Genomic DNA, 26466 nt, shown 5'->3' with positions numbered 1-26466 from the left:
TTCCAGTAGCTTCCTTTCCGATGAGCCTGTCATAAATTTTGTGTGTAAGGCATACCATGTGCAACAGGAGCATGTATGTCAAGCAAAACGAAGTTGAAGAACGCGGCGATTGCCGAGAAGTCTGCCTCGCTGCCAAGCATCCCCGAGGAGTTGCTGGACCAGCTGGTACAGCAAGGCCCAATGACGGCCGCATCGATCCAGGACATGACGATGGCGCTGAAGAAGGCGCTGATCGAACGTGCCTTGGGTGGAGAGCTCAGCCATCATCTGGGATATCCACCGGGGGGTGAGCGGCCAGCGCAAGCGGGCAATCATCGTAACGGCAGCAGCGCTAAGACGGTGCTGACCCAGGACGGTCCGCTGCGCATCGAGGTACCCCGTGACCGTGTCGGCAGCTTTGAGCCGCTGCTGGTGCCCAAGCACGAGCGGCGCTTTACGGGGTTTGACGACAAGATTGTGGCCCTCTATGCCCGGGGCATGACCGTGCGGGAGATCCAGGCTTTCCTGGCAGAGCAGTACGGCACGGAGGTGTCGCCGGATTTCATCAGCTCGGTGACCGACGCCGTGATGGAAGAGATACTTGCCTGGCGGGCCCGCCCCCTGGAGCCGATGTATCCGGTGGTGTTCTTTGACGCCCTGCGGGTCAAGATTCGCGAAGAGGCCGTGGTGCGCAACAAGGCCATCTATCTGGCGTTGGGGGTACTGCCCGATGGCACGCGCGACGTTCTGGGCTTGTGGATCGAGAACACCGAAGGGGCCAAGTTCTGGATGAAGGTCTTCAACGATCTCAAGACGCGCGGCGTGGCCGACATCCTGATCGCCGTCACCGACGGACTCAAGGGGGTGCCTGAAGCGTTGGCAGCGGTTTTTGCGGCTACGACGCTGCAGACCTGTATCGTGCACCTGATTCGCAACAGCCTGGACTATGCAGGCTGGAAGGAGCGCAAGGCGCTGGCAGCGGCGCTCAAGCCGATCTACACGGCAGTGAGCGCCGAGGCGGCAGCAGCGGCCCTGGACGCCTTCGAGCATGGCCCGTGGGGTCAGCGCTTTCCCACGGTGGTTGCCAGCTGGCAGCGGGCCTGGGATCGGGTGATTCCGTTCTTTGCGTTTCCACCCGCGGTTCGGCGCGTGATCTACACCACCAACGCCATCGAGAGCCTGCACAGCCAGTTGCGCAAGATCATCAAGACGCGGGGGCACTTTCCCAACGATGATGCAGCCACCAAGCTGTTGTGGCTGGCGCTGCGAAACATCACGGCCGACTGGGGGCGCCCGGCCCGGGAGTGGCGCGAAGCGATGAACCAGTTTGCGATACTCTATGAAGAGCGTTTTACCGAGCCGGCACAGGCAGGACGGTAAGAGGCCTTCTAACAGTCACGGAAAATAACCCGACCGCCTCGCACACAGAAATTCTGACACTCCCTTTCCGATCCAAACTTGCTCCAGAGAACATCAGACGCAACTGTCACAAACCCCCACATCCGGTCTGGCTGCGAAGCATGGTGTCCCACCACCAGCAACTCCATGACACCAGCGCTCAGACAGAACAGGCGTGGCCACGTATTCAGGTTGGTTGATGGCAAGCAGCTGACACTCCAGAACGAGTACTCTGTCCGTCGAGGTGCCGGCAAGCAATGACGAACATACCGAGCCAGCAAATCATTCGCCTTTGCGCTCAATGGATGCTGACCGTACCTGTGGAACTTCCTAGCAAACCGCTCCAGCTGCGCTATCGGCAACACAATGGGTGAGACTAGGTCTGCCGCGTTGAATGCTTCCGGCGACTCCAGCCACTTGTCTTGCTCTTGGGGCAGCAATATCAGATCAAGATCCGTCTCTCCGACCACATTGGAAACATGAATCGTGTTGAGGATGACAAGGCCCTCTCTTTCCGCCCGCTCAATCAGATCACGCTCTACGGTATTCAACCTCTCCTTGACGACAGGAAGGAAAGAGAAACCGCAAATATCGTCATAGTTTTTTCGATGCTGGCCGAAGCGCCGCACGGCATCAACGGCTTGACCGATGTAGAAACGCTCATCAGGGAACTCAAGCAGATAGATCCCGCACCGCTTCTTGCTTGCGCCGAACAGGTGAGCCACAGACTTGAGGGTTGCCACTTGATCCGCCGCCGGGAACCCCAGCATGGCGTAGAGGTCTGGAGATGCCATCGTCATACAGCGATCATGCCAGTAAATGCCCTGCAATGCTGCGGTAGAGAGATCCAGATCATGACGGGCACGCATTGACGAAAAAAACGGGCTGCATCCACGATGTGATGCAGCCCGTTACCTTGGCTCCTCAACCTGGGCTCGAACCAGGGACCTACGGATTAACAGTCCGGCGCTCTACCGACTGAGCTATTGAGGAATGTCGGTGTGGCAGCCGCCCAAGGGCAACTGCCGAAAAATTTCTGGCTCCTCAACCTGGGCTCGAACCAGGGACCTACGGATTAACAGTCCGGCGCTCTACCGACTGAGCTATTGAGGAACAGAAGCAAAGATTATATACCAGCTTTTTGCGTTTTTCCAGCCCTGCGATGCTTTTTGCGCGCAGCCTCAGTGCCAGGCAGCACAAAAAAGAAATCCTGCCGAAGCAGGATTCCGTATCGACTGGCATGACCTGCAAGCAGGCCATGCAGTTGATCGATCAGCTCATGTGCAGACCGCCGTTACAGGCGAATTCGGCACCGGTGGTGAAGCCGGAGTCTTCGCCAGCCAGCCAGGCCACGATGGAGCCGATTTCTTCGGGCGTACCCAGGCGCTTGACCGGAATGGTGGCCACGATCTTTTCCAGCACGTCTTCACGGATGGCGCGCACCATGTCGGTACCGATGTAGCCCGGGCTCACGGTGTTGACCGTCACGCCCTTGTTGGCCAGTTCCTGGGCCAGGGCCATGGAGAAACCGTGCATGCCAGCCTTGGCAGCCGAGTAGTTGGTCTGGCCAGCCTGACCCTTGGCACCGTTGACGGAGGAGATGTTGATCACGCGGCCAAAACCACGCTCCACCATGTCCGGAACGACCTGCTTGGTCACGTTGAACATGGAGTTCAGGTTGGTCTCGATCACGGCCTTCCAGTCTTCCGGCGTCATCTTCACGAACATGCGGTCGCGTGTGATACCGGCGTTGTTCACCAGCACATCGATCGGGCCGTGCTCGGCCTTGGCCTTGGAAAACGCCTCGACGGTAGAGTCCCAATCACCCACGTTGCCGACAGAAGCGTAGAAGGTGTAACCCTCTGCCTTCTGCTCGTCCAGCCACTTCTGGTAGTCACGCGTCGGACCACAGCCTGCGATTACCTTGAAACCTTCCTTGTGCAGACGCTGGCAGATGGCGGTACCAATACCACCCATGCCACCGGTCACATACGCTACTTTTTGAGTCATTGTCGTCTCCTCTGGTTGCTACTCAATTCTTAGTGTAAATATCCGGTTGGATGGCACCAGCCGGACTAGGTATAACTCCTGCTGCCAGAAACCCTAGGGTTTCAGACCACAGAAGCCTTGGCCTTCACGTAACGGCCCGGAGCCGGTTCGATCGCCTTGTGCTTGGTGCTACCGTAGCGCTTGGGTGCGGCCACCATGGGGCCACCCTGCTGGGCCAGCCAGCCGGCCCAGTCCGGCCACCAGCTGCCTTCGTTATCCTGGGCGCCAGCCAGCCAGTCGTTCACGTCAGCCGGCAGCTCGTCATTGGTCCAGTAGTTGCGCTTCTTCTTGGCCGGCGGGTTGATCACGCCGGCAATGTGACCAGAGGCACCCATGACGAAACGCTTCTCGCCCGGCAGCACCTGGGTGCTGGCGTAGGCGCCTTCGATCGGCACGATGTGGTCTTCGCGCGAGCCGTAGATGTAGACCGGCAGATCGACCTTGCCCAGATCCAGCTTCTGGCCGCAGACTTCCAGCTTGTTCGGCTTGATCAGGTTGTTTTCCAGGTACATATTGCGCAGGTACCAGGAATACATCGGGCCAGGCAGGTTGGTGGAGTCGCAGTTCCAGTACAGCAGGTCGAACGGCGGCGGAGTTTCGCCCTTCAGGTAGTTGCCAACCACATAGTTCCAGACCAGGTCGTTCGGACGCAGGAAGCTGAAGGTGGTGGACAGGTCGCTCGCCGGCAGCAGGCCGCCCTGGCCAAACTGCATCTCGCGCATGCGCACGAAGGACTCGTCGATGAACAGGTCCAGCACGCCGGTGTCGGTGAAGTCCATCAGCGTGGTCAGGAAGGTGGCGCTGTTGGCCAGCTTCTCGCCACGGCCTGCCAGTACTGCCAGCGCGTTGCTCAGGATGGTACCGCCCACGCAGAAGCCCAGCACGTTCAGGTCCGGCTTCTTGGTGATTTCCAGCACCGTCTTCATGGCGGTGATGGCGCCCTGCTCGACGTAATCGTCCCAGGTCACCTGGCCCATGCTGGCATCGGCGTTGCGCCAGCTCACCATGAAGGCATGGTGGCCCTGCTCCAGGATGTAGCGCACCATGGAGTTGGCCGGCTGCAGGTCCATGATGTAGAACTTGTTGATGCACGGCGGGATGAACAGGAACGGACGCTCGTGCACCTGCTCGGTCAGCGGCTTGTACTCGATCAGCTGGAACAGCTCGTTCTCGAATACCACGGAGCCTTCGGTGCTGGCCACGTTGGTGCCGACTTCGAACTTGCTCTCGTCGGTCATGGACACATGGCCCTGACGCAGGTCGTGCAGCATGTTCTGCATGCCCTTGGCAATGCTCTCGCCCTTGGTCTCGATCGCCTTTTTCTGGGCGTCGGGGTTGAAGGCCAGAAAGTTGCTCGGGGCAGCGGCGGCAGCCCACTGCTCGACGGCGAAGGTCACGCGTGCCTTGGTCTTGGCATCTGTCTGCATGGCTTCGGCCATGCCCATCAGCATGCGGGTGTTGATCAGGTGCAGCGCGGCAGCAAAGCCGGACATCGGCTGGCGCTGCCATTCGTCACTGGCGAAGCGGCGGTCAGTGGCGATGGTGGGCGGCACCATGCCCTGCAACCAGAGCTGGGACAGCTCCTGCGCGTAGGTCTGCTGCAGCTGCTGCAGCTTGGTGGTGTCAAACGTGACCTGCGGGCCATTGGGCAGCGTTGGCACCATCTGCTGGAACATGCCCATCATTTCGGTAGCCGGCATCGGAGCGCCAAAGCCCCCCGTCTGCATGGCCTTGCCATACTGCTGCATGGCGTTGGTCCACATGGCTTGCATGGGCGCGGCAACGGACTCCCAGGGGTTCTTGGGGGTTTGGCTCATCAGCTTGTCTCCTTGCGTCGTTGTAGTGAGGTCGCCTCTGCATGATAACGGCATGCAGGGCATTGACTGGTGTGAAAACCCTGTTTGTGCAGGCAACCAATTCCTCATCATCCTAAGTCATTTTTTTGACAGTATGAAGGCACGTGACGGATGTCACAGTACGCAGGATGGGCATCAGCCGCGAATCCAGACCATGGCTGCCATGCGGCCGGTGCGCGGCTGGCGCCGGTACGAGAAAAACCGCTGTTCCTGGCTGAAGGTGCACCAGGGCAAACTGCCGTCATTGCCGTGGATGGCGCCAATACCCATCGTCTGCAGGCGCTGGCGCGCCAGCAGTGGCAGGTCTGCCAGCCACTTGCCTTGGCGGCCGGCCGGCTGGAAGGCTGCTGCTGCAGCCGCGTCATGGCGCAGGAAGGTGGCGCGCACTTCACCGCCGACTTCAAACGCCGTCGGGCCAATGCACGGCCCCAGCCAGGCCAGCCAGTCGCCGCCGGCATCCTGCGCCCTGCCCTGTTCGGCCAGGGTCTGCCGCATGCGCGCATGCAGCTGTTCGATCACGCCATCGGCCAGCCCGCGCCAGCCGGCATGCGCGGCGCCCACGATCGGGAAGCGGCGGTGCACCAGCAGCACCGGCAGGCAATCGGCCACCATCACGGTACAGCCGACCCCTGGCTGTTGCGTGAAACAGGCATCGGCCTGCGGTGCACAGCCTTGCGCCTGTCCGGCATCGACCACCTGTACGCCATGCACCTGCTGCAGGAAGCCTGGCTCCACGCCGCTGCGCTGCGCCAGCAAGGCGCGGTTCTGCGCCACCGCCGCCGCATCGTCCTGCACATGGTCACCCAGGTTGCAGCTGTCAAACGGCGGCTGTGACGCGCCACCGGCGCGCGTGGTAAACACGGCACCAACCCAGGGCGGCGCCGGCCAGTCGGGAAGTATCCAGTCGGAACAGGAATCGGTAGGCATAAGAATCACTCCAGCAGATCAACATGGCAGGACGCTGCCATCGGTACATCATGGTAAATTGGCAGGCATTCGCACGCCTGCCGTGTGTCCAATGTATCAGCCCGACGTGTTTACGCCCACCTGCCAGCCCCCCCGAACCGAAAACCTTTTCTGCCGCCACTGCGGCACGCGTAACGAGATGCGCGTGCCCGAAGGCGATGGCAGCGAACGCGCCGTCTGCCCGGCCTGCGGCACCATCCATTACGTCAACCCGCTGGTGGTGGCCGGCACGATTCCGGTGCTGGGCGACAAGATCCTGCTGTGCAAGCGCAATATCGAGCCGCGCTACGGCAAGTGGACCTTGCCAGCCGGTTTCATGGAACTTGGCGAAACCACCGCCCAGGGCGCCGCGCGCGAAACGCGCGAGGAATCCGGTGCCGCCTTTGACATGGGTCCGCTGTTTGCCGTGATGAACGTGCCGCAAGCCAGCCAGGTGCACCTGTTCTACCTGTGCACGCTGCAGCATGACCAGTTCGATCCGGGCATCGAGACACAGGAAGCGCGCCTGTTTGCCGAAGACGAAATCCCCTGGGAAGAGCTCTCTTTCCTGACCGTGCAGCACGCGCTGCAGGCCTTTTTTGCCGATCGCGTGCGCGGCCACTTCCTGGTCCACACCGGCGACATCAGCGGCCGCGATTTCGTACGCGACCAGCAGGCGTAAAAAACGCCCTGCCGGTCATGGCAGGGCGTCGTCATCGATCAGTCGACCCGTCAGCGCACAGGCACTTTCGCGGCAATCGCCTCGGCCCAGCGCTGCGCCTCGGCGGCATCACGCGCTTCCACCATCACGCGCAGCACCGGCTCGGTGCCACTGGCACGGATCAGTACGCGGCCATTGTCAGCCAGCGCCTGTTCGGCTTCGACAATCGCCTGCTGCAGCTCCACACTGCCCTGCCAGTCGGTGCCGGCTTCCATGCGCACGTTGATCATGGTCTGCGGGAACAGGCTGGCATCGGCCAGCATCTCGGCCATGCTGCTGCCGCTGCGCACCACCGCATTCAGCACCTGCAGCGCGCTCACCAGGCCATCGCCGGTGCTGTGCTTGTCCAGCACCAGAATGTGGCCGGAGCTTTCGCCGCCAATCAGCCAGCCATTTTTCTGCAGCTGCTCCAGCACATAGCGGTCGCCCACCTTGGCGCGAATCAGCTCGATGCCCTTGGCACGCAGCGCGGTCTCGATCGCCATGTTCGTCATCAGCGTACCGACCACGCCCGGCACCGGCTTGTACTGCGCCAGGCGATCCATCGCCAGCAGGTAGACCAGTTCGTCACCGTTGTAGAGGCGACCGGAAGCATCGACCATCTGCAGGCGATCCGCATCGCCATCCAGGGCCACGCCGTAATCGGCGCCATGCTCACGCACCGCTGCCACCAGTGCATCAGGGGCGGTAGCACCCACGCCCTTGTTGATGTTGATGCCGTCCGGTTCGCAGCCGATGGCAATCACCTGCGCGCCCAGCTCATGGAACACCATGGGCGCGATCTGGTAGGCCGCACCATGGGCGGCATCGACGACGATTTTCAGCTCGCGCAGGCTCAGGGAATAATCGAAGCTGCTCTTGCAGAACTCGACATACCGCCCGACCGCATCCTTGAGGCGCCAGGTGCGGCCCAGCTGCTCAGACGGCATGCACACCATCGGTTCGTCAATGCCCTGCTCTACTTCCAGCTCCCAGGCATCGGACAGCTTGGCACCCTTGTAGCTGAAGAACTTGATGCCGTTGTCGGCAAAGGCGTTGTGGCTGGCGCTGATCACCACGCCGAGCGAGGCACGCTGGGCACGCGTCAGATAGGCCACGGCCGGCGTCGGCACCGGACCGAGCAGCACCACATCCACGCCAGCTGCGTTGAAACCGGACTCGAGCGCGCTCTCCAGCATGTATCCGGAAATGCGCGTGTCCTTGCCGATGATGACAGTGGGACGCTCGTCACTGCGCTTGAGCACGCGGCCAACGGCATTCGCCAGTCGCATCACGAAATCCGGCGTCAGCGGATGTTGTCCGACCGGGCCGCGGATGCCATCGGTTCCAAAATACTTGCGTTTGCCACTCATGCGTCTCTGACCTTTTCTTCTTTGCCTGTCGCAGGCGATCTTTCCATACTACCTGATTCCGGTGAGATCCCGGCGGTAGCAGTCCACGTTCCCGGCCTCAGGACTCGGTGCGGTGCATGGCTTCCCAGACCGCCAGCGCCTGGCGCGTGGCGGCTACATCGTGCACGCGCACGATGCGCGCACCGCGCTCCACGGCCAGCACATGAGCACTGACGCTGGCCAGGCTGCGTTCGTGCGCCAGCAAGTCGGACTTGTAGCTCACGTCCATCACGCCGGGCGGCAGCGCTTCCAGCACCGCACCCAGGCTGGACTTGCGCGACCAGCCAGCCAGCACCGCATGGCCACCACGCATCAGCTCGCGCTGGTGCGCCAGCAACGCCAGGTTCTGCGGCACCGTCTTGCCAAAACCGATGCCCGGATCCAGCACGATGCGGTCCTTGCTGACGCCCAGGCTGCGCAGCACGTGCGAACGCTGGTCGAGGAAGGCGCGTACTTCCTGCACTGTGTCCAGCAGGCTGCCCTGCATCGGCTGCACCTGCATGCTTTGCGGATCACGGTGCATGTGCATCAGGCAGACGCCGCAGCGGCCATGCTGGGCCACCACCTGCTCGCCATCCAGCCCGTCGGGGCCGGAACGCCAGCGCAATGCCCAGATGTCGTTGATGATGGCGGCGCCGGCATTGAGTACGGCCTGCATCACTTCCGGCTTGTAGGTATCGACCGAGAGCGGCACCTTGTAGGCAGTCGCCGCCTTCACGACCGGCAGCACGCGCGCCAGCTCTTCTTCCAGCGGCACCGCCGGCGAGCCGGGACGGGTCGATTCACCGCCAATATCCAGGATCGTTGCACCCTGGTACAACAGCTGCTCGGCATGCAGCAGCGCACTGCGCGTATCGGCATGGTGGCCTCCGTCAGAAAAGGAATCGGGAGTCACGTTGACGATGCCCATGATATGTGGGCGCTGCAGGTCCAGCGTGTAGTCGCCGGCTTGCCAGAGGGTCTGTTCGGTCATGCAAATCTCCAGTCGCTTCAGAAAACAAAACAGCGGAGCACCAGGCTCCGCTGTGGACATCACGCCAGCGTGATCAGGTCGGGTTGGAGGCCGGCGGTTTGGCCTCGGGCGCCGGGGCTGCCGGCGGCGTGGCGGGAGCGGTCACCGTGGCCGGTGCCGTACCGCCACCCGCATCGCCATCGCCCTTGGGCGGGGTGCGCGGTGCCCAGTCCTTGGGCGGTTGCGGCTCGCGGCCTTCCATGATGGCATCCAGTTGCTCGCTGTCAATGGTTTCCCAGTCCAGCAGCGCCTTGGCCATGGCATGCATCTTGTCGGAGTTTTCCTCGATCAGGCGACGCGCCAGCGCATACTGCTCGTCGATGATGCGGCGCACTTCCTCGTCCACGCGGCGCATGGTCTCTTCGCTCATGTTGGTAGTCTTGGTCACGCTGCGACCCAGGAACACCTCGCCCTCGTTCTCGGCATAGACCATCGGGCCCAAGGCCTCGCTCATGCCGTAGCGCATCACCATGTCACGCGCAATCTGCGTGGCACGCTCGAAGTCGTTGCTGGCACCAGTGGTCATCTGGTTCATGAACACCTCTTCGGCGATACGGCCACCGAACAGCATGCTGATCTGGTTCAGCATGAACTCCTTGTCGTAGCTGTAGCGGTCCTTCTCGGGCAGGCTCATGGTCACACCCAGCGCACGGCCGCGCGGGATGATGGTGACCTTGTGCACCGGATCGCACTTGGGCAGCAGACGACCGATCAAGGCGTGGCCGGACTCGTGGTAGGCCGTGTTGCGACGCTCTTCCTCGGGCATGACCATGCTCTTGCGCTCGGGGCCCATGATGATCTTGTCCTTGGCCTTCTCGAAGTCCTGCATCTCGACCAGGCGCGCGTTGCGGCGAGCCGCCATCAGCGCAGCCTCGTTGCACAGGTTGGCCAGATCGGCACCGGACATGCCCGGCGTGCTGCGCGCGATGATGGCCGGGTTGACGTCAGGACCTACCGGGATCTTGCGCATGTGCACGTTGAGGATCTGCTCGCGGCCACGGATATCGGGCAGCGTGACATAGACCTGGCGGTCGAAACGGCCCGGGCGCAGCAGTGCGGCATCCAGGATGTCCGGGCGGTTGGTGGCAGCCACCACGATCACGCCCAGGTTGGTCTCGAAACCGTCCATCTCGACCAGCAGCTGGTTCAGCGTCTGCTCGCGTTCGTCGTTGCCACCACCCAGACCGGCACCACGCTGGCGACCGACGGCGTCAATCTCGTCGATGAAGATGATGCACGGGGCATTCTTCTTGGCGTTCTCGAACATGTCGCGCACGCGGGCCGCGCCCACGCCAACAAACATCTCGACGAAGTCGGAACCGGAAATGCTGAAGAACGGTACCTTGGCTTCACCAGCGATGGACTTGGCCAGCAGCGTCTTGCCGGTACCCGGCGGGCCAACCAGCAGCAGGCCACGCGGGATGCGGCCACCCAGCTTCTGGAACTTCTGCGGGTCACGCAGGTAGTCCACCACTTCCTTGACTTCTTCCTTGGCCTCGTCGCAGCCGGCGACATCGGCAAAGGTCACGGTGTTGTTGTTTTCATCCAGCATGCGCGCCTTGGACTTGCCAAAGCTGAAGGCACCGCCCTTGCCGCCGCCCTGCATCTGGCGCATGAAATAGACCCAGACACCAATCAGCAGCAGCATCGGCCCCCAGCTGATCAGCAGGCTGCCCAGCAGCGAGCCTTCCTCGCGCTGCTTGATGTCGAACTTGACGCCGTTGTTCAGCAGGTCACCGACCAGGCCGCGATCCAGATAGGTGGCCGTGGTACGGATGCGACGGTCGTCCATCGTGACCGCCATGATCTCGGTGGAACCATTGCTGCCTTCCTGGATGGTGGCGCTCTTGATCCTGCGGTTCTGCACGTCCGAAATGAATTCGGAATAGGCAACCGTGCTGCCCGGTCCCGTTGCACCTGTCTCGAACTGTTTGAAGACGGTGAAGAGCACCATGGCAACCACGAACCATACTGCGACTTTTGATAGCAATTGCCTGTTCAAGCCTTACTCCATGACATTCCATGGCATGCAGAAGGCATGCCGATATTTCCATATGGGGCCATTTTAGGTGTTTCAAGACATGGGCAGGACAGCATTTTGTGTCCGTCCATGTCGGATACACGGATATGCGCCGGCCTTCAGTCCTGCTGCGGTGCCTTCAGGCGCATGCCGACGATGAAGGTTTCAGACGACTTGTCGCGCGAAGCCTTGGGCTTGACCGGCTTGACCACCTGGAAGGTTTCCTTGAACAGCTTGACCAGCTGGCTGTAGCCGCTGCCGTGGAACACCTTGGTCACCAGCGCACCCTCCGGCTTGAGGTGCTGCAGCGAAAACTCGATCGCCAGCTCGATCAGGTGCGCCACGCGCGCGGCATCGGCCGATTCCACGCCGGACAGGTTGGGCGCCATGTCGGACACCACCACATCGGCCTTGCGCCCCTGCAGTTTTTCCTGCAGCTGTTCCAGCACCTCGTCCTCACGAAAATCCCCCTGCAGGAATTCGACACCCTCGATCGGCTGCATGGGAAGCAGGTCCAGTGCGATAATCCTGCCATTGAGCTCACCAACCGCCGCTCCGTCCGGAGACAGCTTGCGCCGCAGATACTGGCTCCAGGCTCCCGGCGCAGATCCCAGATCGACGACCCAGTCGCCCGGGCGGATCAGGTTCAGCGTCTCGTCAATTTCCTTGAGCTTGTAGGCTGCGCGCGCACGATACCCTTCCCGCTGCGCCAGCTTGACGTACGGATCGTTGATATGGTCATGCAGCCATGACTTGTTGACTTTCTTGCTTTTGGTTTTGAATTTCATGTTTGTCGCCTGCATACTGCAGACACTCCCTTTTCAGGAATCATAGTCCAATGCCCCAGATTGTATTGACCACGCAGCAACGCAAGGTCCACCGCGCCGAAGCCCATCACCTGTCACCGGTCGTGATGATCGGTGCCGATGGCCTGTCTGAAGCCGTGCTGCGCGAAGCCGATGCTGCCCTCAACGCCCACGGCCTGATCAAGATCCGCGTGCTCGGCGACGACCGCGAAGCGCGCGAACAGATGTACCAGCAGATCGCCGACCAACTCAATGCTGCCCCGATCCAGCATATCGGCAAGCTGTTCGTGCTGTGGCGCCCGATCCCCGAAAAGGAGCGCGAGATTGACGAGGACCGCATGCCCGGCCCACGCGACATCAAGGTCATCAAGAACAGTAGCCGTGGCGGCCAGCGTCCGCAGGTGCGCACGGTACGCGTGCTCGGCAACCAGCGCCTGACTGCCGGCGGCATCCTCAAGCGCGCCAAGAAGCGCCAGGTATCGCCCAAGAAGCGCCAGGGAGACTGAGCCCATGAGCGATGATCGCATCATCCTGTGCATGAAATGGGGCACCAAGTACGGCCCCGAGTACATCAACCGCCTGTACGCCATGGTGCGCCGTCACCTGAGTGGCGATTTTCGTCTGGTCTGCCTGACCGATGACAGCAAGGGCATTCGCGAAGAAGTCGAATGCTACCCGATTCCGCCGCTGGATCTGCCGCCCGGCATTCCCGAACGTGGCTGGAACAAGCTGACCACCTTCACCGCAGACCTGCACGGCCTGCAAGGCACCGCCCTGTTCCTGGATGTGGATGTCGTCATCACCGGCCCGCTGGACGACTTTTTTACCTATCCCGGCGACTTCGTCATCATCCACGATTACAAGCGCCCCTGGCGCATTACCGGCAACTCCTCGGTCTACCGTTTCAAGATTGGCGCCTATCCGGAAATCCTCGACAAGTTCCGCAAGGAGTTTGCGACCATCCGCGAGCAGTTCCGCAACGAGCAGGCCTACCTGTCGGACGAGATGCACAAGCTGGGCAAGCTGAGCTACTGGCCGAAAGACTGGTGCCCGAGCTTCAAGTACCACTGCATTCCCGCCTGGCCAACCAACTACTGGAAGCCGCCCTTTGTGCCGAAGAACGCGCGCATCGTGATCTTCCATGGCGAATGCAACCCGCCGGATGCCCTGGCGGGCCGCCGCAACCGCCGCTTCCGCCATATCGAACCCGCCACCTGGGTATCGCAATACTGGCGCGAATAAGGCGCGCATACAGCAACAGCAAGGCCGGCTTGAAGCCGGCCTTTTGCATCCTGCGTGCCTGTGGCGGTGCTTACTCCGCCTTGGCCTCGTCCTCGTTCTCGCTGTCAGGCGACTTGCTGACGCGATTGAACCAGCCCGACCCCCAGATGCCGACCTCGTACAGCAAGCACATGGGAATCGCCAGTGCCAGCTGTGACAGCACGTCAGGCGGCGTGACAATCGCGGCCACGACGAAAGCAAGTACGATGAAATAGCCCCGGAAGGACTTGAGCTGCGCCACCGTGACCATGCCGAAACGCACCAGCAGCATCACCACGATAGGCACCTGGAAGGCCAGCGCAAACGCCAGATAGAGCGACAGGATCGCCTGCACGTAGGAAGCGACGTCAGGCGTGGCCGCCACCGAATCCGGCGTGAAGTGCTGGATGAAATTGAACATCTTGTCCAGCACGAAGAATTGCACGAAGGCAATGCCGGCATAGGCCAGCAGGCTGCCGAAGATGATCAGCGGCATCGCGAATTTCTTTTCGTGGTTGTACAGGCCCGGCGCGACAAAGGCCCAGGCCTGGTACATCAGCCAGGGCAAGGCTGCCAGCACCGCAACCATCATCAATACCTTGAGCGGCACGAAGAAAGGGGAAAACACATCGACCGCGATCAGGCGCGAATCGGCCGGCATATGGGCCCGGATCGGCTGCGCAATGAAGTTGAGCAGGCCATCCGGACCGGGAAAGAAGGCCAGCACCAGCGCCACCGCGGCGACCCCGTACAGCATGTACAGGATGCGGTCGCGCAGCTCGATCAGATGCTCGACGAAGGGCTGCTCGCTACCCGCGAGCTCGTCCTGCTTGTTGTCCTCAGCCATGGTACCTGTTCAGATGGAAAAGATGGCCGGCACCGGAAGATCCGGCACCGGGTGTGCATCAGATGCGTTTCTTGGGGCGGAAGCGTGCCACGCGCGCAGCTGCCGACTGGATATGGGTGCGAACGCCCTGCTGCTGCTTGTACCAGACCGGCGTGGCACCGCGCTTGACGCGCCAGTTCTTGCGCGGATGGCGATACGACGAGGCCGGACGCGGCGTGTAGCCGGTGTGGCCACCTTCTGCCGTGGCATAGCTGTCGTCAGACTGGAACACCGAGCCGGCACCGGAACTGGAGCTGCTGTCAGCAGCGCTACCCATCGTGCTACTGGTACTGCCGCTGTCGTAACTGCCTTCCAGGTCGGTCTGCACGCTGCGGCCGGTTTCGTGGATCTCGCGCTCGACATCGCGCGCGGCACCCTCGACCGTTTCCTTCATCTTGCGCAGCTCGTCCAGCTCCATGCTGCGCGTGACCTCCGCCTTGACGTCGCTCACATAGCGTTGCGCCTTGCCAACCAGCGCACCCACGGTGCGCGCCACGCGCGGCAGCTTTTCCGGCCCGATGACGACGAGCGCCACCACGCCGATCAGCGCCAGCTTGGAAATACCGAGATCAATCACGCTCGCCTGCTCCTGTCACCGTCAGACGGCGCATCAGGACTTGTTCTTGGCTTCGACGTCGATGGTGTTGGCCTGGTCAGCCGCCTTGCTGGCCGTGACCTGCTGCTGGGCAGCGGCATCGGCCGGCGTTTCGCCTTCCTTCATGCCGTCCTTGAAACCCTTGACGGCGCCGCCCAGGTCGGTGCCGATGTTCTTCAGCTTCTTGGTACCGAATACCAGGACCACGATCAGCAGCACGATCAGCCAGTGCCAGATGGACAGAGAACCCATGTTGAACTCCTTGATGTATGTTCAGTTCAGAAAAATGATTGTAATGTGCGGTGCAGCAAGGCGGAATGCCCTGACTCAGCCTTTTTTCCACGGACGCGGTCCGCCGATCACGTGGACGTGCAGGTGGTGCACTTCCTGACCGCCCTGCTCGCCGGTGTTGATGACCACGCGGAAGCCGCCTTCGGGATAGGGCTCGCAGCCCTGCTCCATGGCCAGCTTCGGTGCCAGCGTCATGATCTTGCCCATCAGGGCCGCATCGGCCTCGGTCAGCGCCGCCATCGAGCTGATATGGCGCTTGGGAATGATCAGGAAATGCACGGGTGCCCACGGGTTGATGTCATGGAAGGCGAAGATGTCTTCGTCCTCGTACACCTTGTTCGAGGGAATCTGTCCTGCGGCAATCTTGCAGAAAATGCAGTCGGCTTGCATGCTCACGTCCGGGTGGTTTGACAAACAATCCGTGGATTATCACCCGGAACCGTGACACATAGCTGACATTGCTGCGTCATGCACCTACCGGACGGTTGTCATTCATGCGCACCATGCCGCGCACGATGCGGTACAGGAACCAGATCGAGACAATGCCCCAGGCCAGGTAGCCGGGCACGATCAGCAGCAGGAACAGCGGGCTGGTCACCACATACCAGAAGGTGGCCCAGAGCACGGAGCGGATGCGCCAGCTGAAATGGCTTTCCTGCCAGGTACCCTTGGCGTCATCGCGCTTGACCAGGTCAATCACGAAGGCCAGGATCAGCACCGCCACCCCCACCTGCAGGCCCGGAATGACGGCGGCCAGCGCCACCGCCAAGTGCAGCAGATAGCTGACCCAGCCCACGGCCTTGAGGTTGCGGGCGCGGGTTTCCAGGTCGTATCCCTGCGGGAAGGCTGGCGGCTGCACTTGCGCCTGGGGCCGGGTTTCGCGGGCTTTTACGTCAAGCACGTCGTTCATGGCAACTCCTTGTCGAGAACGGTGGGTGGCGCGGAGTCAGTCGGCCGGACGGCTCGCCTTCTCTGCAATGCCACTGATCCCTTCGCGGCGCGCAAGTTCCGCCGTAATGTCTTCCGGACGCAGGCCGTAGTGCGTGAGCGCGATCATGCTGTGGAACCAGAGATCGGCGATTTCATACACCAGTTTGGCCTTGTCGGCACCGGCATCCACATCCTTGGCTGCCATCACGGTTTCGGTGGCTTCCTCGCCAATTTTCTTGAGGAAGGCGTCCGGGCCCTTGTGCAGCAGTTTCGCCACATAACTGGTCTCGGGATTGCCACCGCGTGCCGGCAGGCGCGATTCCAGCGTGTCGGCGACACGGGCGAGGATGTCTTGCGTGGTGAAGGTCATGGCCATTACTTGTAGATGCTTTCAGGGTCTTTCAAGACCGGATCGATGGCTTGCCAGTGGCCGTTTTGCAAGCTTTGGTAAAAGCAGCTGTGGCGGCCGGTGTGGCAGGCAATGCCGGGCTCGTGGCCGAGCTGCGTGATCTTGAGCAGCACCACGTCGTTGTCGCAGTCGAGGCGGATATCGTGCACGGTCTGCACATGGCCGCTTTCCTCGCCCTTGAACCAGAGCTTGTTGCGCGAACGACTGAAGTAGACGGCGCGACCAAGCTCGGCAGTCTTCTGCAGCGCTTCACGGTTCATCCAGGCGAACATCATCACGTCGCCGGTAGCGGCTTCCTGGGCAATCACCGGCACCAGGCCGTTGGCATCCCAACGCACGGCATCGAGCCAGTCTGGCGTCATCGTCATGGCGTCTCCTTACAGGCGCACCGGAATGCCGCGCGCCGCCATGTGCTGTTTGGCCTGCAGCACGGTGTATTCGCCATAGTGGAAGATGCTGGCGGCCAGTACGGCATCGGCACCGCCCTGCTGCACGCCATCGGCCAGGTGATCCAGGTTGCCAACACCACCGGAAGCGATTACCGGTACCGAAATCGCATCGCTGACGGCACGCGTGAGTTCCAGGTCAAAACCGCTCTTGGTGCCATCCTTGTCCATGCTGGTGAGCAGGATTTCGCCGGCACCATAGTCGGCCATCTGGCGCGCCCAGGCCACGGCATCGAGGCCGGTGTTCTGGCGGCCGCCGTGGCTATAAACGTCCCAGCCCTCTCCGCGTGCGGCAATATCTTCGGGCAGCACGCGGCGCTTGGCGTCGATTGCCACCACAATGCACTGCGAGCCGTAGCGGCCGGCAGCCTCGCGGATGACCTCGGGATTGGCAATGGCCGCCGAGTTGAAACTGGTCTTGTCGGCGCCAGCGTTGAGCAGGCGACGTACATCATCGACCGTGCGCACGCCACCGCCTACCGTCAGTGGGATAAAGACCTGGCTGGCCACCGCCTCGATGATGTGCAGGATCATGTCGCGCCCATCGCTGGTGGCGGTAATGTCCAGGAAAGTGAGTTCGTCGGCGCCCTGCTCGTTATAGCGGGCGGCGATTTCGACCGGGTCACCGGCATCGCGCAGTTCGACAAAATTGACGCCCTTGACCACGCGGCCACCGGTAACGTCGAGACAGGGGATGATTCGTTTGGCTAGCATGATGCGGATTGTAACGGCTGCCTTGGCAGCAGCCCCTGTTCCGGCGTCGGATAACGCAGCACCAGCCCCAGTTCCTGTTTCAGGCGGCGGTTGTCCAACTGGCGCGATTCCTGCATGAAACTCAGCAGCATCGGCGACAGCTGTTCGCGCGCCGCAGCCAGGCTGATGCGTGGCGGACGAGGCAAGCCATACAGATCAGCCGCCAGATCAAAATAGTCCCCCATTTTCAGGCGCGCATCGTCGTTCACGTGCACGATGCGCTGTGGCCGGCCACGCCATAACGCCAACCAGCAGGCACGCGCCAGGTCATCGGCATGGATGTGGTTGCTGTAGCTGTCATCCTGCGGCTGCAAGGCCGGTGTGCCACGCAACAAGCGTTCACGCGGCGTGCCTTGTGGCCGGTCTGGCGCGTAGATGCCCGGTATGCGCAGGATGCTGATGGCAGGCTGGCCCAGGCCTTGCCGGCCCCAGCGGCGCAGGGTCTGTTCGGCATGCACGCGGCGGCGCGCGCGATCGGTGGCGGGGGCCACGACATCGGTTTCACGCAGCAAAGCACCGTGGCGGTTGCCATAGACACCGCTGGTGCTGCCATAGGCCAGTTGCAAGGGTTGTCGGCCACGCCGCAAGGCCTGCACCAGGGTGCGTGTGCGCAGGTCCAATGCGCCACCATCGGCACCCGGTGGCGCCAGATGCAGCACGCGATGCGCCCAGCCAGCCAGCCGGCGCAGGCTGTGCGGCTGGTCCAGGTTGCCGGACAGCACCGCCAGCCCCTGTGTGCGCAGCGCAGCCAGCCGCTGCGGCTGGCTGCTCAATGCCAGCAGCTGCACGCCGCGGCGTGGCACGGCTTGCCGCACCACGCGCGCACCGACATCGCCACAGCCGACTATCAGCAGACGCTGGCGGCGGAAACGGGCCGGCCATGCGCGCGGGCGTCGGGTCTCGGGATCAACGGTGCGGGGACGGAACAAGGACATGGAACAGCATCATGACAGGCTCAGGCAGCCCCGAATGTAGCAGCGACTGACCCTGCACCGATCAGGGAGCCCCAAGATACAGGACAATAGAGCATGATGGCTCCCGCGTGGAGCCGCCCTTTTCCATCCGATTTTTGCAGGAGAACACCTCCCATGGGATACCAGGTCCATATCCAGCCCAGCGGCCGCCAGTTTGAGGTTCTGGACGGCGAAACCGTGCTCGAAGCCGGCATCCGTCTGACCATCGGCCTGCCCTATGGCTGCAAGGATGGTGCCTGTGGCTCCTGCAAGTGCAAGAAGATCAGCGGCGAGGTCACGCACCACCCCTATCAGGAAAAAGCCCTGTCCGAGGCCGAACTGGCAGCCGGCATGGTGCTGGCCTGCCGTGCCGTACCGCAGTCCGACCTGGTGCTGGAATCGCGCCAGGTGACGGCAGCCGGCGCTTTCCCGGTGCGCAAGATGCCGGCGCGCGTGATGGGCCTGGCGCGCCTGGCCGATGACGTGATGCAGATCACCCTGCAGTTGCCGACCAATGCACCGCTGCAATACCACGCCGGCCAGTACATCGATTTCCTGCTGGCCGATGGCCAGCGCCGCAGCTATTCCATGGCCACCGCCCCGCAGGACATCGATCCGGCGCAGCCGCGTGTCGATCTGCATGTGCGCCACATGCCCGGCGGCAAGTTCACCGACCATGTGTTCGACGGCATGAAGGAAAAGGAAATCCTGCGCATCGAAGGTCCGTTCGGCAGCTTCCACCTGCGCGAAGAAGACGGCCAGGGCCCGCTGATCTTTCTGGCCTCCGGCACCGGCTTTGCCCCGATCAAGGCCATGCTGGAACACATGGCACACACCGGCAGCCAGCGCCATGCAGTGCTCTACTGGGGCGCGCGCCGCCCGGCCGACGTCTACATGCACGACTGGATCACGGACTATTGCGCGCGCCATCCGCAGGTACGCTATGTGCCGGTGATTTCCGATGCCCTGCCGGAAGACGGCTGGACCGGCCTGAGTGGCCTGGCGCTGGACGTGATGCTGCAGGAGAACCCGGACATGCGCGATGCCCAGCTCTATGCCTGTGGCGCTCCCGCCATGGTGGATGCCGCCAAGGAACGCGCCATTGCCAGCCACCAGCTGGATCCGGACAACTTCTTTGCCGATGCCTTTACCTCGCTGAAGGACAAGGCGGATCCGCAAGCCTGAGTAATAGCGGCTGGTTCAGTAGCAGAGCTCGACCAGCCTCAAGCGGTTACCGTCAGGATCCAGCACGCGCAGGATGCGCAAGCCACTGATTCTGCCCTCGTACAGCACCGGTCCCTGGAAGTTGACCCAGCCTTCGCGCTGCAGGCGGGTAGAAATCGCGGACACCGGCTGGGACGCCAGGAAGTAGAACTCCTGCATCACAGGGTTCATGTGCGCATCAACGCTATTTTCGGCAAGCTGTCGCTGGACTTCGACCAGCTGGATGCTGCCCGGGCTCAATCGGAATACATAGCCAGCATACGCCTGTGCCATGCAGGCATCGAGCTCCAGGTTCGGAACATGCTGCAGCTTGAGCACTCGGGTATAAAAATCCAGGCACTCAAATGGCCTGGTGCTGGTAATCAGGGGATCCGGCATATCTGAAATTGTTGCCGGAAGCAATGATCATTACGCCATCACACATGTTTCATGCGGAAATAAACATCCAAAAAACGTGAAATAGTCCCGCAAGCCAGTTTACTCGCCCAGATAGGCTGCACGCACGCGCGGATCCTCCAGCATGCTGCCTGCCTCGCCCTGCATGGTCATCACGCCCGACTCCATCACGTAGCCGCGATCGGCAATCGACAGCGCACGGCTGGCGTTCTGTTCCACCAGCAACAGCGTCATGCCGCGCTGGTGCACGTCCTGCACCACCTCGAAGATCTTGTCCACCATGATCGGTGACAAGCCCATGGATGGCTCATCCAGCAGCAACAGGCGCGGACGTGCCATCAGGCCACGCGCCATCGCCAGCATCTGCTGCTCGCCGCCGGACATGGTGCCGGCCAATTGGGCACGGCGTTCCTTCAGCCGCGGGAACAACTCCAGCATGCGCTCCATATCCTGTGCCACGGCGGCCTTGTCCTTGCGCAGGAAGGCGCCCATCTGCAGGTTCTCGATGATGCTCATGCGCGTGAAGATGCCGCGTCCTTCCGGAATCATCACCAGCCCTGCCCGGGCAATATCCCAGGCGCCCTTGCCGCGGATGCTCTTGCCCAGGAACTGGATATCGCCGTTGCGCACCGGCTGCAGCCCGGTGATCGCCTTCATGGTGGTGGTCTTGCCGGCACCGTTGGAGCCGATCAGCGAGACCAGTTCGCCCTCGCGCACTTCCAGGTCGATGCCCTTGACCGCATTGATGCCGCCGTAGGCCACTTCCAGTCCACTGATTTTCAACAGGGTTTTGCTCATGCTGTGTTCTGCCTCAATGCTGCCCGGTGCCCAGATAGGCCTCGATCACCTTCTCGTCCTTCTGCACCTGCGCCGGCGTGCCTTCGGCGATCACCTTGCCATAGTCCAGCACCGTCACGCGGTCGCACAAGCCCATGACCAGCTTCACGTCGTGCTCGATCAGCAGGATGGTGCGGTTGTCCTTGCGGATGCGGTCGATCAGCTCGCGCAGCTGCACTTTTTCGGTGGCGTTCATGCCGGCTGCCGGCTCGTCGAGCGCGATCAGCTGCGGCTCGGTCGCCAGCGCGCGGGCAATCTCCAGCCGGCGCTGATCGCCATAACTCAGCGTACGCGCACGGAAATCCGCATATTGGCCAATGCCGACATAGTCCAGCAGTTCCTGTGCACGCTCGCGGATGGCGGCTTCCTCGGCACGGAAGGCGCGTGTCTGGAAGATGGCACCCAGCACGCCGGAATGGGTACGCACATGGCGCCCCACCATCACGTTTTCCAGCGCCGTCATCTCGGCAAACAGGCGGATGTTCTGGAAGGTCCGAGCGATGCCAGCCTGGGCCACCTTGTGTACCGCCGTCGGCTCGTAGGCCTTGCCGGCCAGTTCAAAGCTGCCACTATCCGGCGTATACAGGCCGGTGATGACGTTGAAAAAGGTCGTCTTGCCGGCGCCGTTGGGACCGATCAGGCCGTAGACCTGGCCCTGCTCGATATGCAGCTTGACCTCGCTCAGCGCCTGCAGGCCGCCAAAGCGCTTGGACACATTGCGGACTTCGAGAATCGTCGTGCTCATGCTGTTTCCGCCTCAGGGGTTGACGCTGTCCTGGCGGACCGTAGTAGTGCCGGGAACGGCATCGGCGGGCGAGTCGACGCCAGGCGGGTTCTGCTGGGCCGTCACCGGCTGGGCCTTGCTGGCACCCACCTTGCGGCTGGCCGACTTGCCATGCTCGGGCGAAGGCCACAGACCGCGCGGACGCAGCAGCATCACCGAGATCATGGCCAGTGCAATCAGCAGCTGGCGCAGGATCGCCGGATCCAGGCGACCATCGGTCATGGCCTGCAACGGGTGCGCCACATAGCGCAGCACCTCGGGCAGTGCCGACAGCAACACTGCGCCCAGGATCACGCCCGGCAGGTGGCCCAGGCCACCGAGCACCACCATGGCGACGATCATGATCGACTCCATCAGGCTGAAGGATTCGGGCGAGACAAAGCCCTGGAAGCTGGCAAACATGGCACCGGAAATGCCACCAAAAGTGGCCCCCATGCCGAAGGCCAGCAGCTTGAGGTTGCGCGTGTTCAGGCCCATCGCCTGCGCCGCCGTCTGGTCTTCGCGGATCGCCATCCAGGCGCGGCCGATACGCGAGTCCTGCAGGCGGTAGCAGACCACCACCGTCAGCACCACCAGCACCAGGAACAGGTAGTAGTACAGGCTGACCGAAGCCACGGTAAAACCGCCGATATCGAGCGAACGCGACAGCGAATGGCCGGCCACGGTGACCGGATCGATCTGGCCGATGCCCTTGGGCCCGTTGGTGATATTGACCGGCGCATCCAGGTTGTTCATGAAGATACGGATGATCTCGCCAAAGCCCAGCGTAACGATGGCCAGGTAATCACCGCGCAGCTTGAGCAGCGGGTAGCCCAACAGCACACCGACAATGCCGGCCAGCGCCGCCGCCAGCGGAATCACCGCCCAGAGCGGCAAGTGCATGCCGTTGGGAAACACCGCCACCAGCTGTGGAAAGGTGCCGAGCAGATGCGGCGAAGCCAGTAGCGCGAACAGGTAGGCACCCACGGCATAAAACGCCACATAGCCCAGATCCAGCAGGCCGGCGTAGCCGACCACGATATTCAGGCCCAGCGCCAGCATGATGTACAGCAGCGCCAGGTCGGCGATGCGCACCCAGGCGTTGCCGAACTGCTGCAGCACCAGCGGCAGTACCAGCAGGCCAATCGCCGCCAGCAGGAAGACAAACAGTTTGCTCTTGCTCGATGTCATGCGGTTCTCCCGGTCAGACGCGGTCGGCCACGCGTTCGCCCAGCAGGCCGGACGGGCGCAGGATCAGGATCAGCACCAGCACCAGGAAGCCCAGGATGTCGGTGTAATGGCTGCCCAGCACGCCGCCGGTCAGCACACCCAGGTAGCCGGAGCCGATCGATTCGATCAGGCCCAGCAACAGGCCGCCAACCACGGCTCCGCCGAGGTTGCCAATGCCGCCCAGCACCGCGGCGGTAAACGCCTTCAGGCCCGGCAGAAAGCCCATGGTGTGCTGCACTGTGCCGTAGTTGGCGGCAAACATGACGCCGGCCACGGCGGCCAGCACGGCGCCGATGATGAAGGTGGCAGAAATCACGGTATCGGGCTTGACCCCCATCAGCGAGGCCACGCTCGGATTTTCGGCGGTGGCACGCATGGCACGGCCCAGGCTGGTGCGGTGTACCACGTAGAGCAGCACCGACAGGCAGATGGCGGTCACGCCCAGCACCATCACCTGGGTCACGGTGATGACAGCTCCGGCGACCTGGAACGGCTCGGCCGCCAGCAGCGTCGGGTAGGACTTGTAGTTGGGCTTCCAGATGATCATGGCCAGCGTCTGCAGCAGGATGCTCATGCCAATGGCGGTGATCAGCGGTGCCAGCCGCGGGCTGTTGCGCAGCGGCCGGTAGGCAATTTTCTCGATGCTGAAGTTGAGCACGGCAGCCACCACGCAGGCCACCAGCATGGCAATCAGCAGCACCATCCAGCCTGGCAGGCCCGGCATGCTTTCCTGGATCAGACCGACAATCGTCCAGCTGGTGAGCGCGCCAATCATCAGCACTTCGCCGTGCGCAAAGTTGATCAGGTTGATGATGCCGTACACCATGGTGTAGCCAAGGGCGACCAGCGCGTACATGCTCCCCAGGACCAGACCATTGATGATCTGTTGCAACAAGATTTCCATCGTCTGGGTTCTCCCCTGATCTGACCGGCAACGGTGTGCGCTACCTCTATAACCGGTGCGTGTGACACCTGTCGCGGTACCGCCAGCCCTGTTGCAAATCCTTACCCAGCGAGCAGCGGCAAACGATTGTAGCAAGCACGATCGTACGCTCCCGACTGTTTTGCGTGGGGGATTCCCTGATCTGTCATCCCTGAAATCAGGGCTTGCCGGCCTCTTCGTCCCAGCGTTTCAGCTGCGCCAGCTTCTCGCCAATGCGCAGTTCCAGCCCGCGCGGCACCGGCTGGTACCAGCCGGGATCGGCCATGTCATCAGGCAGATAGTGCTCGCCGGCGGCATAGGCATGCGGTTCGTCATGCGCATAGCGGTAGGCACGACCATGGCCCAGTTCTTTCATGAGTTTGGTGGGCGCATTGCGCAGATGCACCGGCACCTCGCGGCTCTTGTCCTGCTTGACGAAGGCGCGCGCCTGGTTATAGGCCTTGTAGCCGGCATTGCTCTTGGCGGCTATCGCCAGATAAATCACCGCCTGCGCCAGCGCTAGCTCCCCTTCCGGGCTGCCGAGGCGTTCGTAGGTCAGCGCGGCGTCGTTGGCGATCTGCATGGCGCGCGGATCGGCCAGGCCGATGTCTTCCCAGGCCATGCGGATGATGCGGCGCGACAGGTAGCGCGGATCGGCGCCGCCATCCAGCATGCGCGTCAGCCAGTAGAGTGCGGCATCGGGACTGGAACCTCGCACCGACTTGTGCAGCGCCGAAATCTGGTCGTAGAAGTTGTCGCCGCCCTTGTCAAAGCGGCGCGCATTCAGCGTCAGCGCGTTTTCGATAAAGGCGGCCTCGATCTGCTGCACGCCAGTGGTGTGCGCAGCCGTCTGGCACTGCTCCAGCAGGTTCAGGAAGCGGCGCGCATCACCATCGGCATAGCCGATCAGGGTATCCACCGCCAGTTCGTCAAACTGCAGCTCACCCAGCGCCATGGCCTGCGCGCGCTGCAGCAGCTGGCGCAGCTCCTCATCGGTGAGCGACTTGAGCACATAGACCTGCGCCCGTGACAGCAGTGCCGAGTTGACCTCAAATGAGGGGTTTTCTGTGGTGGCACCGATAAAGGTAACCAGGCCGCTTTCGGCATAGGGCAGCAAGGCGTCCTGCTGCGACTTGTTGAAGCGGTGGATCTCGTCCACGAACAGGATGGTGTGGCGGCCCTGCGCCAGATTCTGCTCGGCCTGCTCCATGGCGGCACGGATGTCCTTGACGCCAGAAAACACCGCCGACAGCGCGATAAAGGCGCAGTCAAACGCCGTCGCCGTCAGGCGCGCCAGCGTGGTCTTGCCCACGCCGGGCGGGCCCCAGAAGATCATCGAGTGCGGCTTGCCCGACAGGAAGGCCAGCCGCAGCGGCTTGCCTTCACCCAGCAAATGGGTCTGGCCGATCACCTCGTCCAGCGTTTTCGGCCGCAGCGCCTCGGCCAGCGGCGGGATCGGATCCTGCGAGAACAGGTCAGCCATGGGCATCCTCCTGCACAAGAGACAGCAACAGCACAGCCCTGTGCGCCGGCAGGCAGACAGGGCTGTGGGATTCGGGATTGCAGGCCATCAGACGCATCATCATGCCTGCATGTTACCCGTATTGCCTGCCACTACGGGCAGGATCATGCCGTGCTTACTGCTTCAGCACGTCGGCACCAGCCGGCGGCTTGAAGTTGAAGCTGACATTGGCCGGCAGCTTGCTGCCAAAGTTCTGAAACTGGATATCGGAACGCTGGCCGAAGTTGTCCAGGATCACCAGCGAACGCAGGTCCTTGCCCTGGAAACCGATCATCACGTTCTTGATCTGGCCGTCCTGGGCCTTGGGCGTGGCGCGCACCCACTCCAGGCCACCCTGCCCGGTCGCATTTTCCAGCTTGTAATGCGTCTGCAGCGACTTCAGGCTGGTCGCCGAGGCCACCAGGGCGGCCGGCGTGGCGTCCAGCACCTGGGCCTGGCTGCGCTGCGTCACCTGGTTCAGGCCGGCGTCGTACATCCACAGCGTCTTGCCATCAGCGACGATGGTCTGCTTGAACGGCTTGGTGTAATCGAAACGGAACTGGCCCGGTCGCTTGAAGCTGAAGGTGCCGGAGCTCTGGCGTGCCGTGCCTTTCTTGTTCACATTGGTCACGGTCTGGGTAAAAGTGGCCTGACCGGACTTGCTGTTCTTGATGTAGCTGTCGAGCGTGGACAGGCCATCCGCATGGGCGGCGCCACTCCAGCCAGCCAGACCCACGGCCAGGACGGATGCAGCTCCCAGCAGCGAACGGCGACGGGAAGCGGCAGCGGGCTGCACGGATTTGGCGGTTTCTTGCTTGAACATCAGCGATTTCTCCTTCGTAGGCTGACCTGCCACACGGCCCCATGCCGTGCATCTGCAGACGGGCTGCTTC

General features: G+C 62.3%; 29 protein-coding genes and 2 tRNA genes. 5 read left to right on the top strand and 26 right to left on the bottom strand.

The window, feature by feature from the left end:
- Window positions 1-75 precede the first annotated feature (75 nt).
- Window positions 76-1359, top strand: coding sequence for an IS256 family transposase (locus V1261_RS04240; protein WP_329770201.1), 1284 nt, complete (start codon window positions 76-78; stop codon window positions 1357-1359).
- Between the two features lie 8 nt (window positions 1360-1367).
- On the opposite strand, the gene V1261_RS04235 is transcribed toward V1261_RS04240, so the two are convergent.
- From V1261_RS04235 to pgeF, 6 genes are all read right to left on the bottom strand, one after another.
- Entirely contained in the window at window positions 1368-2177 is an 810-nt protein-coding gene (locus V1261_RS04235; RefSeq protein WP_329770200.1) for a GIY-YIG nuclease family protein, read from the bottom strand.
- A 117-nt stretch (window positions 2178-2294) separates the two neighbouring features.
- Window positions 2295-2370, bottom strand: a tRNA-Asn gene (locus V1261_RS04230).
- Window positions 2371-2414: 44 nt separating this feature from the next.
- Window positions 2415-2490: transfer RNA gene (locus V1261_RS04225), tRNA-Asn, on the bottom strand.
- A 159-nt stretch (window positions 2491-2649) separates the two neighbouring features.
- Window positions 2650-3387 carry an acetoacetyl-CoA reductase gene (phbB, locus tag V1261_RS04220; protein ID WP_329770199.1) on the bottom strand — a complete coding sequence of 246 codons (738 nt, stop codon included), beginning with the start codon at window positions 3385-3387 and terminating at the stop codon, window positions 2650-2652.
- A gap of 101 nt (window positions 3388-3488) precedes the next feature.
- Entirely contained in the window at window positions 3489-5243 is a 1755-nt protein-coding gene (locus V1261_RS04215) for a PHA/PHB synthase family protein (protein ID WP_436231817.1), read from the bottom strand.
- A 174-nt stretch (window positions 5244-5417) separates the two neighbouring features.
- Entirely contained in the window at window positions 5418-6209 is a 792-nt protein-coding gene (gene pgeF, locus V1261_RS04210) for a peptidoglycan editing factor PgeF (protein WP_329770198.1), read from the bottom strand.
- A 91-nt stretch (window positions 6210-6300) separates the two neighbouring features.
- On the opposite strand from pgeF, the gene V1261_RS04205 reads away from it, so the two are divergent.
- Window positions 6301-6909, top strand: a complete 609-nt coding sequence (locus tag V1261_RS04205; protein ID WP_329770197.1) for an NUDIX hydrolase — start codon at window positions 6301-6303, stop codon at window positions 6907-6909.
- A 50-nt stretch (window positions 6910-6959) separates the two neighbouring features.
- Here V1261_RS04205 and glmM read toward each other — a convergent pair whose 3' ends face one another.
- The 4 genes from glmM to V1261_RS04185 form a co-directional block, all read right to left on the bottom strand.
- On the bottom strand, window positions 6960-8300 hold the full coding sequence (gene glmM / locus V1261_RS04200) for a phosphoglucosamine mutase (RefSeq protein ID WP_329770196.1): 1341 nt from the start codon (window positions 8298-8300) through the stop codon (window positions 6960-6962).
- Between the two features lie 97 nt (window positions 8301-8397).
- Window positions 8398-9312 carry a dihydropteroate synthase gene (gene folP / locus V1261_RS04195; protein WP_329770195.1) on the bottom strand — a complete coding sequence of 305 codons (915 nt, stop codon included), beginning with the start codon at window positions 9310-9312 and terminating at the stop codon, window positions 8398-8400.
- Between the two features lie 73 nt (window positions 9313-9385).
- Window positions 9386-11353, bottom strand: a complete 1968-nt coding sequence (ftsH, locus tag V1261_RS04190) for an ATP-dependent zinc metalloprotease FtsH (protein ID WP_329770194.1) — start codon at window positions 11351-11353, stop codon at window positions 9386-9388.
- Window positions 11354-11490: 137 nt separating this feature from the next.
- A complete protein-coding gene (locus tag V1261_RS04185) occupies window positions 11491-12159 on the bottom strand; it encodes an RlmE family RNA methyltransferase (RefSeq protein WP_329770193.1) in 669 nt (222 codons plus the stop codon).
- Between the two features lie 50 nt (window positions 12160-12209).
- Between V1261_RS04185 and yhbY the strand changes: the two genes are divergently transcribed.
- Window positions 12210-12683 carry a ribosome assembly RNA-binding protein YhbY gene (yhbY, locus tag V1261_RS04180; RefSeq protein WP_329770192.1) on the top strand — a complete coding sequence of 158 codons (474 nt, stop codon included), beginning with the start codon at window positions 12210-12212 and terminating at the stop codon, window positions 12681-12683.
- 4 nt (window positions 12684-12687) lie between these two features.
- On the top strand, window positions 12688-13419 hold the full coding sequence (locus tag V1261_RS04175; RefSeq protein WP_329770191.1) for a glycosyltransferase: 732 nt from the start codon (window positions 12688-12690) through the stop codon (window positions 13417-13419).
- A 70-nt stretch (window positions 13420-13489) separates the two neighbouring features.
- Here the strand turns inward: V1261_RS04175 and tatC are convergent, their stop codons facing one another.
- The 9 genes from tatC to V1261_RS04130 all read right to left on the bottom strand — a co-directional run bounded on the left by tatC (window position 13490) and on the right by V1261_RS04130 (window position 18682).
- The gene (tatC, locus tag V1261_RS04170) at window positions 13490-14284 is read right to left on the bottom strand and encodes a twin-arginine translocase subunit TatC (protein ID WP_329770190.1); all 795 of its coding nucleotides are present in this window, start codon (window positions 14282-14284) and stop codon (window positions 13490-13492) included.
- A gap of 58 nt (window positions 14285-14342) precedes the next feature.
- Complete coding sequence (tatB, locus tag V1261_RS04165) at window positions 14343-14900, bottom strand: Sec-independent protein translocase protein TatB (protein WP_329770189.1); 558 nt, start codon at window positions 14898-14900, stop codon at window positions 14343-14345.
- A gap of 33 nt (window positions 14901-14933) precedes the next feature.
- The gene (gene tatA, locus V1261_RS04160) at window positions 14934-15170 is read right to left on the bottom strand and encodes a Sec-independent protein translocase subunit TatA (protein ID WP_329770188.1); all 237 of its coding nucleotides are present in this window, start codon (window positions 15168-15170) and stop codon (window positions 14934-14936) included.
- Window positions 15171-15245: 75 nt separating this feature from the next.
- Complete coding sequence (locus tag V1261_RS04155) at window positions 15246-15599, bottom strand: histidine triad nucleotide-binding protein (protein WP_329770187.1); 354 nt, start codon at window positions 15597-15599, stop codon at window positions 15246-15248.
- Window positions 15600-15675: 76 nt separating this feature from the next.
- A complete protein-coding gene (locus V1261_RS04150) occupies window positions 15676-16119 on the bottom strand; it encodes a DUF4870 family protein (protein ID WP_329770186.1) in 444 nt (147 codons plus the stop codon).
- 36 nt (window positions 16120-16155) lie between these two features.
- Window positions 16156-16515, bottom strand: coding sequence for a phosphoribosyl-ATP diphosphatase (locus V1261_RS04145; RefSeq protein WP_329770185.1), 360 nt, complete (start codon window positions 16513-16515; stop codon window positions 16156-16158).
- Complete coding sequence (gene hisI, locus V1261_RS04140; protein ID WP_329770567.1) at window positions 16515-16910, bottom strand: phosphoribosyl-AMP cyclohydrolase; 396 nt, start codon at window positions 16908-16910, stop codon at window positions 16515-16517. The genes V1261_RS04145 and hisI overlap by 1 nt, the downstream gene beginning before the upstream one ends.
- Window positions 16911-16925: 15 nt before the next feature.
- Window positions 16926-17708, bottom strand: coding sequence for an imidazole glycerol phosphate synthase subunit HisF (hisF, locus tag V1261_RS04135; RefSeq protein ID WP_329770184.1), 783 nt, complete (start codon window positions 17706-17708; stop codon window positions 16926-16928).
- Window positions 17702-18682: an NAD-dependent epimerase/dehydratase family protein gene (locus V1261_RS04130; protein WP_329770183.1), complete on the bottom strand. Its 981-nt coding sequence runs from the start codon at window positions 18680-18682 to the stop codon at window positions 17702-17704. Before V1261_RS04130 ends, hisF begins: the two co-directional genes overlap by 7 nt.
- 153 nt (window positions 18683-18835) lie before the next feature.
- On the opposite strand from V1261_RS04130, the gene V1261_RS04125 reads away from it, so the two are divergent.
- Window positions 18836-19885 (top strand): CDP-6-deoxy-delta-3,4-glucoseen reductase, encoded by a 1050-nt coding sequence (locus V1261_RS04125; protein WP_329770182.1) that lies wholly within the window; start codon window positions 18836-18838, stop codon window positions 19883-19885.
- 15 nt (window positions 19886-19900) lie between these two features.
- Here V1261_RS04125 and V1261_RS04120 read toward each other — a convergent pair whose 3' ends face one another.
- The 7 genes from V1261_RS04120 to lolA all read right to left on the bottom strand — a co-directional run bounded on the left by V1261_RS04120 (window position 19901) and on the right by lolA (window position 26396).
- Window positions 19901-20302: a VOC family protein gene (locus V1261_RS04120; RefSeq protein WP_329770181.1), complete on the bottom strand. Its 402-nt coding sequence runs from the start codon at window positions 20300-20302 to the stop codon at window positions 19901-19903.
- Window positions 20303-20401: 99 nt separating this feature from the next.
- Window positions 20402-21118 (bottom strand): ABC transporter ATP-binding protein, encoded by a 717-nt coding sequence (locus V1261_RS04115; protein ID WP_329770180.1) that lies wholly within the window; start codon window positions 21116-21118, stop codon window positions 20402-20404.
- Window positions 21119-21131: 13 nt separating this feature from the next.
- Window positions 21132-21902, bottom strand: coding sequence for an ABC transporter ATP-binding protein (locus tag V1261_RS04110; protein ID WP_329770179.1), 771 nt, complete (start codon window positions 21900-21902; stop codon window positions 21132-21134).
- A 12-nt stretch (window positions 21903-21914) separates the two neighbouring features.
- On the bottom strand, window positions 21915-23111 hold the full coding sequence (locus V1261_RS04105; RefSeq protein ID WP_329770178.1) for an ABC transporter permease subunit: 1197 nt from the start codon (window positions 23109-23111) through the stop codon (window positions 21915-21917).
- A 13-nt stretch (window positions 23112-23124) separates the two neighbouring features.
- Window positions 23125-24054, bottom strand: a complete 930-nt coding sequence (locus V1261_RS04100; RefSeq protein WP_329770177.1) for a branched-chain amino acid ABC transporter permease — start codon at window positions 24052-24054, stop codon at window positions 23125-23127.
- Window positions 24055-24250: 196 nt separating this feature from the next.
- Complete coding sequence (locus V1261_RS04095) at window positions 24251-25555, bottom strand: replication-associated recombination protein A (RefSeq protein ID WP_329770176.1); 1305 nt, start codon at window positions 25553-25555, stop codon at window positions 24251-24253.
- 154 nt (window positions 25556-25709) lie between these two features.
- A complete protein-coding gene (gene lolA, locus V1261_RS04090; RefSeq protein ID WP_329770175.1) occupies window positions 25710-26396 on the bottom strand; it encodes an outer membrane lipoprotein periplasmic chaperone LolA in 687 nt (228 codons plus the stop codon).
- Window positions 26397-26466: the final 70 nt, after the last annotated feature.

It is taken from the genome of Brachymonas sp. J145, assembly GCF_036312245.1.
Lineage (GTDB): Bacteria > Pseudomonadota > Gammaproteobacteria > Burkholderiales > Burkholderiaceae_C > Brachymonas > Brachymonas wangyanguii.
This window is presented reverse-complemented; position numbering and strand designations above follow the sequence as displayed.